The organism is Streptomyces marincola (assembly GCF_020410765.1).
Classification (GTDB): Bacteria; Actinomycetota; Actinomycetes; order Streptomycetales; family Streptomycetaceae; genus Streptomyces; species Streptomyces marincola.
Genome location: NZ_CP084541.1, coordinates 2433565 through 2448526 on the forward strand (window position 1 = coordinate 2433565; position 14962 = coordinate 2448526).

General features: G+C 74.5%; 16 protein-coding genes. 10 read left to right on the forward strand and 6 right to left on the reverse strand.

Features of this window, described 5'->3' with window-relative positions; genetic code table 11:
* Window positions 1-62 precede the first annotated feature (62 nt).
* Window positions 63-1361 carry an SGNH/GDSL hydrolase family protein gene (locus LC193_RS10205; RefSeq protein WP_226078537.1) on the forward strand — a complete coding sequence of 433 codons (1299 nt, stop codon included), beginning with the start codon at window positions 63-65 and terminating at the stop codon, window positions 1359-1361.
* Between the two features lie 103 nt (window positions 1362-1464).
* Window positions 1465-3966 carry a transglycosylase domain-containing protein gene (locus tag LC193_RS10210; RefSeq protein ID WP_404819385.1) on the forward strand — a complete coding sequence of 834 codons (2502 nt, stop codon included), beginning with the start codon at window positions 1465-1467 and terminating at the stop codon, window positions 3964-3966.
* A 118-nt stretch (window positions 3967-4084) separates the two neighbouring features.
* On the opposite strand, the gene LC193_RS10215 is transcribed toward LC193_RS10210, so the two are convergent.
* Complete coding sequence (locus LC193_RS10215; RefSeq protein WP_226078539.1) at window positions 4085-4387, reverse strand: GroES family chaperonin; 303 nt, start codon at window positions 4385-4387, stop codon at window positions 4085-4087.
* A gap of 131 nt (window positions 4388-4518) precedes the next feature.
* The gene (locus tag LC193_RS10220; RefSeq protein WP_226073509.1) at window positions 4519-4842 is read right to left on the reverse strand and encodes a DUF3618 domain-containing protein; all 324 of its coding nucleotides are present in this window, start codon (window positions 4840-4842) and stop codon (window positions 4519-4521) included.
* A 185-nt stretch (window positions 4843-5027) separates the two neighbouring features.
* On the opposite strand from LC193_RS10220, the gene bcp reads away from it, so the two are divergent.
* The 4 genes from bcp to LC193_RS10240 all read left to right on the forward strand — a co-directional run bounded on the left by bcp (window position 5028) and on the right by LC193_RS10240 (window position 7953).
* Complete coding sequence (gene bcp, locus LC193_RS10225; RefSeq protein WP_086160318.1) at window positions 5028-5495, forward strand: thioredoxin-dependent thiol peroxidase; 468 nt, start codon at window positions 5028-5030, stop codon at window positions 5493-5495.
* 31 nt (window positions 5496-5526) lie between these two features.
* Window positions 5527-6306 carry an HAD-IIA family hydrolase gene (locus LC193_RS10230; RefSeq protein WP_226073511.1) on the forward strand — a complete coding sequence of 260 codons (780 nt, stop codon included), beginning with the start codon at window positions 5527-5529 and terminating at the stop codon, window positions 6304-6306.
* 139 nt (window positions 6307-6445) lie between these two features.
* Complete coding sequence (locus LC193_RS10235) at window positions 6446-7306, forward strand: hypothetical protein (protein ID WP_226073513.1); 861 nt, start codon at window positions 6446-6448, stop codon at window positions 7304-7306.
* On the forward strand, window positions 7306-7953 hold the full coding sequence (locus LC193_RS10240; RefSeq protein WP_226073515.1) for a class F sortase: 648 nt from the start codon (window positions 7306-7308) through the stop codon (window positions 7951-7953). The genes LC193_RS10235 and LC193_RS10240 overlap by 1 nt, the downstream gene beginning before the upstream one ends.
* On the opposite strand, the gene rdgB is transcribed toward LC193_RS10240, so the two are convergent.
* Window positions 7937-8548: an RdgB/HAM1 family non-canonical purine NTP pyrophosphatase gene (gene rdgB / locus LC193_RS10245; protein WP_226073517.1), complete on the reverse strand. Its 612-nt coding sequence runs from the start codon at window positions 8546-8548 to the stop codon at window positions 7937-7939. The genes LC193_RS10240 and rdgB overlap by 17 nt on opposite strands.
* A gap of 210 nt (window positions 8549-8758) precedes the next feature.
* On the opposite strand from rdgB, the gene LC193_RS10250 reads away from it, so the two are divergent.
* The 4 genes from LC193_RS10250 to gap all read left to right on the forward strand — a co-directional run bounded on the left by LC193_RS10250 (window position 8759) and on the right by gap (window position 11958).
* The gene (locus tag LC193_RS10250; protein WP_226073519.1) at window positions 8759-9349 is read left to right on the forward strand and encodes a CGNR zinc finger domain-containing protein; all 591 of its coding nucleotides are present in this window, start codon (window positions 8759-8761) and stop codon (window positions 9347-9349) included.
* Entirely contained in the window at window positions 9346-9789 is a 444-nt protein-coding gene (locus LC193_RS10255; protein ID WP_226073520.1) for a phosphatase domain-containing protein, read from the forward strand. The genes LC193_RS10250 and LC193_RS10255 overlap by 4 nt, the downstream gene beginning before the upstream one ends.
* A gap of 90 nt (window positions 9790-9879) precedes the next feature.
* Window positions 9880-10860 carry a GlxA family transcriptional regulator gene (locus LC193_RS10260; RefSeq protein WP_226073521.1) on the forward strand — a complete coding sequence of 327 codons (981 nt, stop codon included), beginning with the start codon at window positions 9880-9882 and terminating at the stop codon, window positions 10858-10860.
* A 96-nt stretch (window positions 10861-10956) separates the two neighbouring features.
* Complete coding sequence (gene gap / locus LC193_RS10265) at window positions 10957-11958, forward strand: type I glyceraldehyde-3-phosphate dehydrogenase (RefSeq protein WP_226073522.1); 1002 nt, start codon at window positions 10957-10959, stop codon at window positions 11956-11958.
* 103 nt (window positions 11959-12061) lie between these two features.
* Here gap and LC193_RS10270 read toward each other — a convergent pair whose 3' ends face one another.
* From LC193_RS10270 to LC193_RS10280, 3 genes are read right to left on the reverse strand one after another with little or no spacing between them, the layout of a single operon-like run.
* Window positions 12062-12796, reverse strand: a complete 735-nt coding sequence (locus LC193_RS10270; RefSeq protein ID WP_226078540.1) for an ATP-binding cassette domain-containing protein — start codon at window positions 12794-12796, stop codon at window positions 12062-12064.
* Between the two features lie 2 nt (window positions 12797-12798).
* The gene (locus LC193_RS10275) at window positions 12799-13386 is read right to left on the reverse strand and encodes a hypothetical protein (protein ID WP_226073523.1); all 588 of its coding nucleotides are present in this window, start codon (window positions 13384-13386) and stop codon (window positions 12799-12801) included.
* On the reverse strand, window positions 13383-14603 hold the full coding sequence (locus LC193_RS10280; protein WP_226073524.1) for a hypothetical protein: 1221 nt from the start codon (window positions 14601-14603) through the stop codon (window positions 13383-13385). The genes LC193_RS10275 and LC193_RS10280 overlap by 4 nt, the downstream gene beginning before the upstream one ends.
* Between the last annotated feature and the right edge of the window lie 359 nt (window positions 14604-14962).

Genomic DNA, 14962 nt, shown 5'->3' on the forward strand with positions numbered 1-14962 from the left:
CGCCTCACCCGGACGAGCCAGCCGGTGTCATGTGCCCGTGGGATCATGTGCCCGTGGGAGTGGTGACCGGGCGGCGGGTGTTCGCCCTGCTGACGGGGGTGCTCGCCGTACTGCTCGGGGTGGCGCTCGGCATCGGTACCGGGCAGGGCGCGCGGCACGACGTGGCCGCTCCCGCGCCCGCCGACGGCATCAGGCCGGCCGCCGACGGCCAGTGGACCGGCACGTGGTCGGCCGCCCCGAGCGGCCCCGAGCCCGGCACGCGCGACGGCCTGGCGAACCGCTCGGTCCGCAACGTGCTGCGCGCCACCGTGGGCGGCACCGGCGTGCGCGTGGAGCTGTCCAACCGCTACGGGAGCCAGCCCGTGACGTTCACGGACGTGACCGTGGCCCTGTCCGCCTCGGGCGGGCCCGCGGCCGTGCCGGACAGCATGCGGCGGCTGACGTTCGGCGACCGGGGCTCGGTGACCGTTCCCGCCCGCGGCTCGGTGCTGAGCGACGGGGTGCGGCTCGACGTGCCGGCGGCGGCCGACCTGCTGGTCACCGTGCACGCCCCGGGCCCCTCGGGGCCCGTCACCCACCACCGCATGGCGCGGCAGACCAGCTGGGTGGCGCGGGGCGACCACGCCGACGACATCGAGGGCGCGGCGTTCACGCAGTCGATCGAGACCTGGCGTTACGTGACCGCGGTGCAGGTGTTCTCGACCGGTACGGCGGGCGCCGTCGTCGCCATCGGCGACTCGCTGACCGACGGCAGCACCTCGACGCCGGGCGCCAACCAGCGGTGGACCGACCACCTGGCCGCGCGGCTGCGCGAGGAGCCGGGCGCGCCGCCCCTCGCCGTGCTCAACCAGGGCATCAGCGGGAACCGGCTGCTGCGGGACGGCGCGCCCGACCGGCAGTTCAACGGGCCCGCGGGGCTGCGCCGCCTGCACACCGACGTGCTGCCGCAGGCCGGGGTGCGCGCGGTCGTGGTGCAGCTCGGGATCAACGACATCATCCTCCAGCCGCGCCAGACCGACCCGGCGGTGCTCGTCGCCGGGCTGCGGCGGCTCGCGCAGGACGCGCGCGCCGCCGACCTGCGGGTGGTGGGCGCGACGCTCGCGCCGTTCGGCGGGCACAGCGCCTACACGCCCGAGCTTGAGCGGGTGCGCCTCGCGGTGAACGAGGAGATACGCGACGGCGGCGTGTTCGACTCCGTGGCCGACTTCGACGCCGCGCTGCGCGACCCGGACGACCCGCACCGGCTCGCGCCCCGCTTCGACTCGGGCGACGGGCTGCACCCCAGCGACGCCGGCTACCGCGCGATGGCCGGCGCGGTGGACCTCGCGGCGCTGCCGGCCGGCGGCGACCGCACGCTCTAACGGGTGAGCCCCGGGGCCCGTCCGGGGGACCGGGCGCGGGGCGCGGGGGTGGCCGCGGGGCGCGGTTCGTTACGCACGGTGCGAGAGTGTCTCAAACGGACAGATGGGACAACAGCGCACCGTGAGCGACGACAGCGAGCCCCGAGGACGCGCCGCCGGCCGGTGGCCCGGGTGGCCGTCCCGGAACGCCGCGCGCCCGCCGCGCCCGCGGCGGCGGCGCACCGGCTGGCGCCGGCTGATCCCCACCTGGCGCATGGTGCTCGGGGCGGCGCTGACGGGTCTCGTCCTCCTGTTCGCCGGTCTGATCGCGGGCTACCTGCTGGTGGAGATCCCCGAGCCCAAGTCGGCCGCGGCGGCCCAGGGCAACGTGTACCTGTACGCCGACGGCACGCAGCTGGCCCGGGTCGGCGAGGTGAACCGGGAGAGCGTGCCGCTCTCCGAGGTGCCGCTGACGGTGCGCCGTGCGGTCCTCGCGGCGGAGGACCGCGACTTCTACCACGCCCCCGCGGTGGACGTCACCGCGATGGCCCGCGCGGGCTGGAACATGCTGCGCGGCGGCGGGCGCCAGTCGGGATCGACCATCACCCAGCAGTACGTGAAGAACTACTACCTCGACCAGCGGCAGACCGTGACCCGGAAGGTCAAGGAGCTGTTCATCGCGATCAAACTCGATCGCGAGGAGAGCAAGGACGACATTCTGGAGGGCTACCTCAACACCAGCTACTTCGGCCGCAACGCCTACGGCATCCAGTCCGCCGCGCAGGCGTACTACGGCAAGGACGCGGCCGACCTGGACACGGCCGAGGGCGCCTACCTGGCCGCGCTGCTGAACGCGCCGAACTCCTACGACGTCCGCGCCAACCCGCAGAACACCGAACGCGCCATCGCCCGTTGGGACTACGTGCTGGACGGCATGGTCTCCGAGGACTGGCTCGGCGAACGGCGCAGGGCCGGCCTCGACTTCCCCGAGCCCCGCGAGTGGTCCCCGGGCGAGGGGCTCGGCGGCGAGCGCGGCTACCTGGTGGAGGCCGTCAACATCCACCTCGCCCAGCACGGCATCGCGGACCGCGACCGGCTCGCCGAGGGCGGCTTCAGGATCACGACGACGATCGAGCCGGAGCGGCAGCGGGCGATGACCGACGCGGTGAACGAGCAGTTGGAGAGCGCGCTGAGCGAGGACCGCGAGCAGGACGCGTGGGTGCGGGCCGGCGCGACGTCCGTCGAGGTGGGCACCGGCCGCGTGGTGGCCATGTACGGCGGCCGGGACTACACGCGGCAGTACGTGAACAACGCGACCCGCCGCGACTACCAGGCCGCCTCCACGTTCAAGCCGATCGTCTACGCCGCCGCGCTCGAACACCGTTCCGAGACACGGGACGGGGAACGCATCGGCCCCGCCACGAAGTACGACGGCGACAGCGGGCGCGAGGTGACGGGGCGCGACGGCCGCGGCACCGGCTGGGCGCCGGAGAACGAGCGCGACCGGGACTACGGCGAGATCACCGTGACCGAGGGCATGGACAAGTCGGTCAACGCGGTGTTCGCGCAGATGGGCGCGGACGTCGGCACCGACCTGGTGCGCGAGACGGCGGTCGCGCTCGGCATCCCGGAGACCACGCCTGGCCTCGACACGGCACAGGGCTCGATCTCCCTCGGCACCGCCACGCCCAGCACACTCGACATGGCGGGCGCGTACGCGACCCTGGCCGCCCACGGCGAACGGCGGCAGGTGACGCTGGTCGACGAGGTCAGGCAGAACGGCGAACGCCTGCGGCTGCCGGAGGCGCGCCCCGAGCGCGCGGTGTCGCGCGAGGCGGCCGACGCGACCACCGCGGTCCTGCGCGGCGTGGTGGAGGACGGCACGGGCACCGCGGCCGGTTCCGCCGGCCGGCCCGCGGCCGGCAAGACGGGCACGGCGGAGCAGGACCGGGCCGCCTGGTTCGCCGGGTACACGCCCGAACTGTCCACGGTGGTGGCCGTGTTCGGACAGGACCCGGACACCGGGGAGCAGCGCGAGCTGTACGGGGCGGCGGGCCAGGAGCGCATCAGCGGCGGCGGCTTCCCGGCGCGCATCTGGGGCCAGTACACGGCCGAGGCGCTGCGCGGCGAGCCGGTGCGGTCGTTCGACCTGCGCGCCGGTGAACCGGTGCCCGAGGTGGAGTCCGGCGGGCCGCCGGGCGAGGACGGGACGGACGTGCCCGGGCAGGGCGAACGCCCGGACGAGGACGGCGAGGACGGCGAGGAGGAAGGCGGCGAGGACGGCGGCGAGGGGGAGGAACGCCGGGAGGCCGAGGAGAGCGGCGGCCCGCGAGCCCCCGGCGGAACGCCGTCGGCACCCGAGGGGACCGCGCCGGACGGCGCGACGCCCACCGCGCCCGGCGGCCCGGCGCGCGGCAGCGCGGAGCCGGCCGCGTCCGCCGGGCCGCCACCCGACGACAGCGGCGGCGGGCCGCCGCCGGTCGCGGCGGGGCCGACGGAACCGCCGCCGGTGGAGTCCGCGGGCCCGACCGGGTCCGCGGGCCCCGCGAGCCCGGAAACGGAGGCGGGAACGGGCGCCGCGACCGCGCCCGACCCGGGGGCCACCGAGGGCGCACAGGCCGCGTAGTGCCGCGCGGGCCGCGCCGGTCACGGGGACACGAACGGCCGGGCCGGTAAGCCGTGGGAACTCAGAAGAACCCAGAAAGCTCAGAAGAGCCCGGACGTCTCAGAGGTATCAGAGATATTCAGAGGTAGAGGCCCGTGGAGTCCTCGGAGCCCTGGAGCCGTTCCGCGGCGACCGCGTGCAGGTCGCGCTCGCGCATGAGGAGGTAGGAGACGCCGCGCACCTCGACCTCGGCGCGTTCCTCCGGGTCGTAGAGCACGCGGTCGCCCGGCTCGACGGTCCTGACGTTCTGCCCGACGGCGACCACCTCGGCCCAGTCAAGCCGACGGCCGACCTGGGCGGTTGCCGGAATGACGATGCCGCCGGACGAGCGGCGCTCGCCCTCCGCGGTGTCTGCCCTGACCAGCACCCGGTCGTGCAGCATCCGGATGGGCAGCTTGTCGTGGCTGGGGTGCGAACTCACGTGATGACCGTATCTCAGGACGGCGGGTGCCGGGGCCGCCGGGTTGGATCGGTTCCGCCCCCGGCGCCCCGCTGGGACCTCGCGGACGCGCCCTACCCGCGACGGCGGCGCGTGGCGGCCAGGAACAGCCCGGCGACGGCGACCGTCACCACGGCGACGGGGATCACTCGTTCGAGGCGGGGGGCGCCGTCGGGGGAGACCAGTTGCGCCCGCACCGTGCTGACGGCCTGGTTGACCGCGACGAACGCGCGGCCCGCGGTCTGGTCGACGGTCGCGGCCACCCGGGCCTTGGCGTCGCCCACGATCGTGTTCGGGTGCACGCGGACGCCGATCTCCTCAAGCGTCACGCGCAGGTCGTCGCGGCGCCTGGCGATCCGCGCCTGGATCTCCGCGGGGGTCTCGGCTGCTTCCGGCACGCTCGCGCCTCCATCGTTCCGTCGTCCATCGTTCCGTCGTCGTCTGGTCGCCGTCGCCTCGTCGTCGGGTCACGGCACAGTGTGTCAGCTCACCGCGGGCGCCGCCCGCCGGAGCCCCCGTTTAGGCTGGGCGGCGGTGGACCGGCGAGCGGCACCCGAGGGATTGCGACGAGGAGACAACGACCATGAGCGCGCGTTTGCAGCCGGGGGACCCGGCACCCGCCTTCACCCTGCCGGACGCCGAGGGCAAGCCCGTGTCGCTGGCGGACCACGCGGGCCGCAAGGTCATCGTCTACTTCTACCCGGCCGCGCTCACCCCCGGCTGCACCAAGCAGGCCTGCGACTTCACCGACAACCTCGACCTGCTCGCCTCCTCCGGCTACGACGTGATCGGCGTCTCCCCCGACGCGCCGGAGAAGCTGGCGAAGTTCCGCGACAAGGAGGAGCTGAGGGTCACCCTGGTCAGCGACCCGGAGAAGCAGGTGCTCCAGGCGTACGGCGCGTTCGGTGAGAAGACGATGTACGGGAAGAAGGTCACCGGCGTGATCCGTTCCACGTTCGTCGTCGACGAGAACGGCACGGTCGCGCACGCGCTGTACAACGTCCGGGCCACCGGGCACGTGGCGAAGCTCATCAAGGACCTGAAGCTGTAGACGGCGGGAAACCGGTAAGGAGCGGACTGACGTGGCGATGCGCAAACCGATCGAGTCGTGGCTGACCGACATGGACGGCGTCCTGATCCACGAGGGCGTGCCGGTACCGGGCGCGGACCGTTTCCTGGCGCGGCTCCAGGAGTCGGGCCGACCGTTCCTGGTCCTGACGAACAACTCGATCTACACGCGCCGCGACCTCAAGGCCAGGCTGTCCCGCATGGGGCTTGAGGTGCCGGCGGAGAGCATCTGGACCTCGGCGCTCGCGACCGCCCAGTTCCTCGACATCCAGCGGCCGGGCGGCACCGCCTACGTCATCGGCGAGGCGGGGCTGACCACCGCGCTGCACGACGTGGGGTACGTGCTCAGCGACGTGGCGCCCGACTACGTGGTGCTCGGCGAGACCAGGACGTACAGCTTCGAGGCGCTGACGAAGGCCATCCGGCTGATCAACGACGGCGCGCGGTTCATCGCCACCAACCCCGACCACACCGGGCCCTCGACGGAGGGCGCACTGCCCGCGACGGGGTCGGTGGCGGCGCTCATCACGAAGGCGACCGGCCGCGACCCGTACTTCGTGGGCAAGCCGAACCCGCTGATGATGCGCACCGGTCTGAACATGATCGGCGCGCACTCCGAGACCAGCGCGATGATCGGGGACCGGATGGACACCGACGTGCTCGCGGGGCTCGAAGCGGGCATGGAGACGTTCCTCGTGCTGACCGGGCTGACCGGTCCCGACGAGGTGGAGCGGTTCCCGTTCCGGCCCTCGGCCGTGGTCGACTCGATCGCGGACCTCATCGAGCGCGTCTGACGGAACGCCGCGCGCGCCGCCCGGTCGGGCGGCCCGGCGCCCCGACCGGCCCAACCGGGCGGCGCAGCGGGTGCGCCCGCGCGTGCGCCGGGTGACCTTCGTCGGGTGAGGAGAACCCCACCCGAGGCGGAGGTGCGCCATGGGCCAGGCCCGCTCGATCCGTTCCCCGCGACGGCCCGCGGTGGGCGCGGCTGCCCTGGCGGCGTGCGCCGCGCTGTGGGCCGCGCCGGCGCACGCCGACACCCAGAACGCCGCGCCCGTCGGCACGTCGAACGCTGTTGACGCCGGCACGTGGAGCACCGCGCACGTCGGCGCGTTGGGCGGCGCGCCCGCCCGCGTGCTGAACCCCGCGCCCGCGCACGCGCCGTTCCCGCATGCCGCGACGGCCGCTCCGGCCGGGGGCGTCGCGGAGGAACGGCCAGGGGCCGGCGCGGCTGACGACCGCGGCGGGGTGCGGGTGACGCCGGTCAGCCCGCGCCCGGGCGATGACGTCGAACTGCGCGTGCACGGCTGCGCGGGCGACACGGGAGTGGCCAAGTCCCCCGCGTTCGTGGCCCCCGCGCGGCTGGCCCCCGGGCCCGGCGGCGGCCTGGTCGGCGAGGCCACGGTCCGTTCGACCGCCGAGCCCGGCGTCCACCGGATCGACGTGATGTGCGACGCGAAGCACGGCGAGGTGACCGGGCGGCTGATCATCACGGGCCCCGACGGGCACGGGCCGCCCGGCAAGCCGGGCAAGCCCGAGGGGTCTGGACACGGTGAAGGGCCCGGCCCCCCGGGCCCGGAGCACCAGGGCCGGTCGGGGCCGCACGGCGGGTCGGGCGGCCACCCGGAGGCCCTGGGCCCGACCGGCCCCGTGCGGGCCGGGGGCGGCGGCACCGCCGCCGACGGCGCGGACGGCCCGCCCGCGGCGGCCGGCGCGGCCGCGCTGACGCTGCTGTCCTGCGCGCTGGCCGGCTGCGCGCTGCTCGCCGTCCGGCGGCTGCACGCGCGGGGCGGGTGATGGCCCGGGGCGAGCCCCGCTCGTCCCCGGCCGGGCGGCTGGCCGCCGCGGCCACGTGGGCGGTGCTGCTGCTCGCCCTGTCGCTGTGGGGGCGGGAGTTGACGGGCGGCGCGCCGGCCGGCCCGCTGCCGGCCGGCGGCCAGGCGCAGGGCGCGCGGCTGCCGCCGCCCGCCGCGCCGCTGCCGGGCGACGCCGAGCCGCGCGCCGTGGAGTTCGAGGCCGTGGGGGTGCGCGCCGACGTGGTGCCGCGCGGGCTCGACGACGGCGGCGGGGTGGCGCCCCCGCCGTTCGGACAACCCGACCTCGTCGGCTGGTACGCGGACGGCCCGACGCCCGGCGCCGAGGGCGCGGCGGTGCTGGTCGGACACCTGGACACCGAACGCGAACCCGCGGTGTTCCACGGGCTGAGCGAGGCCGAGCCGGGCGACGCGGTGCGCGTGACGCGCGCCGACGGCAGCGTCGCGGAGTTCGCGGTGCGGGGCGTCGAGGTGGTCGAACGCGGCGCGTTCGACGCGGCGCGCGTCTACGGGCCGCGCTCGGGCGGCGCCGAACTGCGGCTGATCACGTGCGGCGGCGACTTCGACCCGGCCACCCGCGCCTACTCGGCGAACGTCGTCGTCTCGGCCTACCTCACCGGCCGCCGGTGACGAGTTCCCCGATCAGGGGCGCCAGGGCGCGGAACGCCAGGCCCCGGTGGCTGATGGCGTTCTTCTCCTCAGGGCTCAGCTCGGCGCACGTGCGGCTCTCGCCCTCGGGCTGGAGGATCGGGTCGTAGCCGAACCCCCCGGCGCCGGCCGGCTCGTACCTGAGGACGCCGGGCAGCCTGCCCTCGGTGACCCGTTCCGTGCCGTCGGGCAGGGCGAGCGCGGCGGCGCACGCGAAGTACGCGCCGCGATGGCGGGCCGGCACGTCGGCGAGCTGGGCGAGGAGCAGGTCGAGGTTCGCCGCGTCGTCGCCGTGCCGGCCCGCCCAGCGGGCCGAGAAGATGCCGGGCGCGCCGCCGAGCACGTCCACGCACAGCCCGGAGTCGTCGGCGACCGCGGGCAGCCCGGTGGCGCGCGCGAGGGCGTGCGCCTTGAGCAGGGCGTTCTCCGCGAACGTGACACCGGTCTCCTTCACATCGGGGACCTCGGGGAAGGCGTCGGCCCCCACGAGCGGGATGTCGACGCCGGCCGCGGCGAGGATCGCGCGCAGTTCGGTGACCTTGTGGGCGTTGCGGGTGGCGAGTACGAGTCGTGACATGCGGCGATTATGGCCCGCGGCGGCCCGCCCCCCGCGGGCGGGCGGCCCCGGCGGCCCGGCCGGGGGCCCGGGACTCGGACCGGGCCCGGGAACGCCCGTTCGGCCGCGGCCCCGGAGCCGCAGCCCTCGCGTTCCCCGGCGGAACAGGGCGCCGACCGTCGCAAGTAACCGGTATAGTTCGCCTATTCCCGTTACCGCAGCGGAGGCGCGATGGAGATCCCTCTCGACGACTACGAACGGGGGGCCGCGGTGGCGACCGCCCTGGTGTGCACGTCGCCCACGGTCCGGGAGCCGGAGGGGGACGCCCTGCCGGACGCCGAGGCGCTCACGGCCTTCCTGGAGCGGCACCGACTCCGGCTCGACGCCGTGCCGCAGACGCGCCCGCCGAGCGCAGCGGACCTCTTCGATGTGCATCTGCTGCGCCGGGAGGTGCGGGGCGTCATGGAGACCGCCACAGCGGAGGAAGCCGTCGCGGGCGCGGGCGTGCTGGCCGCCCGCGCCGCGCGCGCACCGGTGCTGCGGCGCGACGGGAAGGGGCGGTGGCAGTGGTACGTGACCACCTCCGCGGGCGCGCCCCTGGCCGCCGAGCTGGCGGCGTTCCTGGCCATCGGCCTGTTCGGCGTGGTCCGCCGGCTCGGCCACCGGCGTTTCCGCGCCTGCGCCGCCCCCGGCTGCCGCGGCGTGTTCGCCGACACCTCCCGGGCCGGGGAACGCCGCTACTGCATGCCCGAGCGCTGCGGGAACCGGCTGAAGGTCGCCAACCACCGCCGCCGCCAACGACTCGGGGACGGCGTCCGATGAACGAGGCACCGCTGCCGGGAGCCCTGCGCCTACCCGACGGCTCCTGGGTCCGCGGTCGCGGGCTGCGCCGCCCGCGACCGGGCGGCGCCGTACCCGATGTCGGTCTCTACCTGGGCACGGACCGGCTGCGCCGCACGCACGGGGCCGGCCTCGGGTGGGAGCACGTCTGGCTCGACTGGCCCGACTTCCGGCTGCCGCGCGACCGCGACGCGGCCGTGCGCCACATCCGCGCGCTGCACGAGCGGGCCCGGGCGGGCGCGGCGGTCGAAGTCGCCTGCGGAGGCGGCGTCGGCCGCACCGGAACGGTCATCGCCTGCCTGGCCGTCCTGGCCGGAGTGCCCGCGGCCGACGCCGTCGCGTGGGCCCGCGCGCACCACCACCCCCGGGCCGTCGAAACGCCGTGGCAGCGCCGCTGGGTGGCCCGGTTCCCCGCCGCCTGACCCCCCTGGCGGCACGGCCCGCCCCGCGCGGGCGCGCCCCCGGGCCCGCGCGGCGCGACCGCGCGTGCGCGTTCCCCGTAGCCTCTTCCTGTGCCAGCCTCCCGCCTGCGCCGCGTCGCCGTCCTCGTGCTCGACGGCGCGAAGCCGCTCGACGTCGGAATCCCGGCGCAGGTCTTCACCACCCGCGCGAGCATGCCCTACGAGGTGCGGGTGTGCGGGGCGGCCCCCGGGCCCGTGACCGGCGGCGACGGCCTCGCGTACGACGTCGCCCACGGTCTCGACGCGCTCGCGTGGGCCGACCTCGTCTTCGTCCCCGGCTACCGCGGCCCGGACCGCGACGACCCGCCGCGGGCCGTCGTCGACGCGCTGATCGCCGCCCACGACCGGGGCGCGCGACTGGCCGCCATCTCGACGGGCGCCTTCGCGCTCGCCGCCACGGGCCTGCTCGACGGCAAGCGCGCCACGACGCACTGGCACTACACGCGGGCGCTCAAGGCCAGGCATCCGCTCGTCCGGGTCGACGAGAACGTGCTGTTCGTCGACGAGGGCAGCGTGCTCACCTCGGCGGGCGCCGCCTCCGGCATCGACCTGTGCCTGCACGTCCTGCGCGGCGACCTGGGGGTGGCCGCGTCCAACCACGCGGCCCGGCGCCTGGTCGCCGCCCCCTACCGCAGCGGGGGCCAGGCCCAGTACGTGCCGCGCAGCGTTCCCGAGCCGCTCGGCGAGCGGTTCGCCGCCACCCGCGAGTGGGCGCTGCACCGGCTCGGCGAGCCGCTCACCCTCGACGCGCTGGCGCGGCAGGCGGAGGTCTCGCCGCGCACGTTCTCCCGGCGTTTCGTCGAGGAGACCGGCTGCACGCCGATGCAGTGGGTGATGCGCGCCCGCGTGGACCTGGCCCGTGAACTGCTCGAACGCTCGGAGCACAGCGTCGAGCGGATCGCCGCCGAGGTCGGGCTCGGCACCGGCGCGAACCTGCGCCTGCACTTCCAGCGCATCCTCGGCACCACACCGAGCGAGTACCGGCGGACCTTCACCCGGGGCTTCACCAGAAGGCCCACCCGGGGCGGATGACCCCGTGACGGGATCCTTGCGGACCCTGGCGTTCCCGCCGCTGTCGGCGGCGCGGGCCGCGGGCGAGGCTGGGAGCGAAGGGAAGGGAACGCACTCATGACTCGCATCGCCATCAACGGGTTCGGCCGTATCGGACGCAATGTGCTGCGCGCGCTGCTGGAGCGCGACAGCGCCCTCGACATCGTCGCCGTCAACGACCTGACGGAGCCCGCCGCTCTCGCCCGGCTGCTCGCCTACGACAGCACGGCCGGCCGGCTCGGGCGCCCGGTGACCGTCGACGGGGACACCCTCGTCGTCGACGGCCGCCGGATCACCGTCCTGGCCGAACGCGAGCCGGCGCGGCTGCCCTGGGCCGGACTCGGCGTCGACACCGTTCTGGAGGCCACCGGCCGGTTCACCTCGGCCGCAGCCGCGCGCGCCCACCTCGACGCGGGGGCGCGGAAGGTCCTCGTCAGCGCGCCTTCCGACGGCGCCGACGTCACCCTGGCGTTCGGGGTCAACACCGGCGCCTACGACCCGGACGCGCACACGATCGTCTCGAACGCCTCCTGCACCACCAACGCGCTCGCGCCGCTGGCCTCGGTGCTCGACGAACTGGCCGGTATCGAGCACGGGTTCATGACGACGGTGCACGCCTACACGCAGGAGCAGAACCTTCAGGACGGCCCCCACCGCGACCCCCGCCGCGCCCGGGCCGCCGGACTCAACATCGTGCCGACCACGACCGGCGCCGCCAAGGCGATCGGCCTGGTGCTGCCGAACCTCGACGGCAAGCTGTCGGGCGACGCGATCCGCGTTCCCGTGCCGGTGGGCTCGATCGTCGAACTCAACACGACCGTCGCCCGCGACGTGACGCGCGAGGACGTGCTGGCGGCGTACCGCGCCGCGGCGGAGGGCCCGTTGACCGGCATCCTCGAATACGCGGACGACCCGCTCGTGTCGTCCGACATCACCGGCAACCCCGCCTCGTCGATCTTCGACTCCGCCCTCACCCGCGTCGACGGCCGCCGCGTCAAGGTGGTCGCGTGGTACGACAACGAGTGGGGCTTCTCGCACCGCGTGATCGACACGCTCGAACTCCTCGCCACCCCCCGCTGAGCGGCGTGGGTCAGTTCGCCGCCCCGCGCATACCTCGCACTTCAGGTGGTGCACAGCGCCCTCCCGGCACGGGAGGCGAACGCCCGGACATCACCAAGGGAGTTCAGTGGCCGCGGGAGAGCAGGGCCGTGTAGGCCCCCTCTGCCGCACGGGCCGGCGCGGTGTCCGCGGGGGTGTGGCGGAAGAAGGACGCGGTGGTCCCGGTATGAAGGACACGTCCCTCGTCCAGAACGGTGACATGGTCGGCCTCCTCGGCGAGGTCGGCCACGTCATGGGTCGACATCAGGACGCGGACATCGCCGCGAAGGTCGGCCAGGATGTCGCGGAAGACGCGCCGCTGGCGCGGGTCCATGCCCGCGGTCGGCTCGTCGAGCAGCAGAACGCGCGCGCCGTGGACCAGGGCCGCCGCCACCCCGACCCTGCGGAGCTGGCCGCCGGAGAGTCGGGAGGTCTTCTCCGACACCTTGTCGGTGAGTTCCACGCGGTGGAGGGCCCGGCGGGCATGGTGCCACGCATCGCCGCGCGTCATGCCCTTCAGCCATCCGACGTAGGCGACGTACTCGCGGGCGGTGAGGGAGGGGAGCGGCGTGATGGTCTGCGGCATCCAGGCCACGGCCCGCCGATAGGACGGGGAGCCGAAGACGAGATCGCCGCAGGTGATCGCTCCGGAGCGAGGACTGACGACGGACGCGGCCAGCTTCAACAGCGTCGATTTACCGGCCCCGTTGGGGCCGAGGAGGATCGTCAGCCCTTCGGCGAGGCGGTAGTCGAGGTTCTCCAGCACCGGTCGGCGGCGCCGCCGGTAACCGTAGGTGCAGGCGGACAGTTCCAGTTCCAGGGTCACGGCACGTTCCTCGGGCCTCGAAGCAGGAGAGTGGAGCCGGCGAGCAACGCGAGAGCCGTGGCAAGCGCGGCGTGCGGCGCGTCGACGGGTTCCGGCAGGACGGTCCAGGGATAGGGGTCGTCCGACTCGCGGAATCCGAGCAGGACGACGGCCATGAGCCAGGTGACCGGGCCGATCACGGCGGCCTCGCCGACGACGGGACGCAGGAGGAGCAGGAGGCCGGTCAGGAAGACAGTGTTGCGCCCCGCGGCGACAACCGTGCCGGAGTCCAGCCATACGCCCAGCAGAAGGCAGACCATGACGGCGACCGCCAACACGAGACCGGTCAGGGCCGTGTCCAGCCCGCGTACCGGGCGGATGCCGGCGACCTCGGCCGCGGGCAGCCGGGAGTCGAGGCACAAGGCGATGGTCGACACCAGGGGAATCGGCGCGAACAGCATGATCTTGGCCTCGTTGCTGCCGGACATGCTGAAGGACGGCAACGCCGCCGTGCTGTCCCGGAGTACCAGCGCGAGCAGTGCCAGGGACAGCAGCCCGAGGGGCAGCAGGACATGGGCCCGCCTGACTTTGCACCACCAGATCACGCGTCGGCCTCGCACGACTCGCGGAGCGCTTGGAGATACCAGGTCAGCTGCTCCTCCTCGGTCATCGCCAGAACGGTGTCGACGGCCGTGCGCGCCGACTGGCGCTCGGATGTCTCCAGGTAGGGATCTCCGGCCAGGAACTCCTCATGGGTGTCCGCGGTACCGGTGCGCTCGGTGACCCACATCATCGCGGCCAGAGCGATAGCGGGGTCGGGGCTCGAACACGGGAAACGCACGGCCTCATCGACGACCCGGAAGCGCACGTTGTCCTGACGTTCGCCGTTCGTCAGAGCGAGGCGCCAGGTCTCCGGGGTGGAAGGCCGGACGCCCCGGCCGTCGGGGAGGGAGTCGGTCACGACCTCCGGCCGTTCCGACACCCCCAGCGCGACGAGATCGTCGATCGCGGCGGTGACGTCCGCGTGGACCGCCGCGAGGTCGCCGACCGTGGCCTCGGGCAGGCAGACGCGGGGCATGGTCCCCTCGCAGCGCATGGGAGCCTGAGCGGCGTTCAGTGGCGGGGTCGTCTCCCAGTCCCGCGTCGACTCGACGGCGGCCACGGCACAGGACACCGCCACGGCGGCGCCTATCACCAGCCGGACTGCCAGGTGGCGGAGCGGCAGCCAGAGGGCGCCGATGGCCACCGCGATTCCCACCGTGGGGAGCGCCTGGGCGACGAGCGAGGTGAGCGTCGCTGTCTCGCCGAACTCCAGGCGGACCTGGTACTGCCCCAGTGTGTGGCGCCTCCAACGCTCCGACGTCGCCCGTGACGTCGCCACCACGAGCCACACGACGACGGCCAGTACCGGCGCACCGACCACGGCAGGCACCCGCAGGCCGACGGCGAAGCCGATGGTGGCGTGCGCCGGGCACAGCAGCATTCCCAGCAGCAGGGGGCCGACGCTCGTGGGGGTGGGGAGGGCACCGCCCTGAACAAGGGCGATGGCGACCGGCAGGATCAGCATCAGCCACGCCAGAACGACGACGGGCGCCAGGGCCTGGGCGGCGATGAGGTAGCGCGACCGGGCCGGAGCCAGGCCCCAGATCGCCCCGCGCCTCAGCCGCCCGCTCTCCCACACGCCGAGTGCGGCGGCCACGCCGTAGGCGAAGGCGTACGACACCTGCAACGGCGCCGACACGAGGGTGGGCGCCCAGCCGAAATCCTGCCGGAAGGCAAGTTCGGATCCGACCGCGGCGTAGTAGAAGAGGACCAGACCCAAAGCCAGCGGGGCTACCCGAAGTGCGCTGCTCGACCGTAGCAGGGTACGTAATCTCACGGAATCCTCGATTGCGTGGTGACGCGGGATACCGAGTCCCGCGCCACCACGCCGCCAAAAGGTCAGGGAGTGGTGTCGACACTCACGTCATTGACGAAGAGCAAGCAGCAAGAGCCGCCGTTGGCGACTCTGCCAACCTGGAAGGAGATACCGCCGACTTGACGTCTGCCGCGTCGATCGACCGTTCACGGAATGCGTGTTGATCGTAGCGGAAAGATGAAGAACGGGCCACGGAAAGCTGACACGCAGGTGAACCGCACCGCACAGATACTCCGCATACCGCTTTCCGCACCGCCTGGACG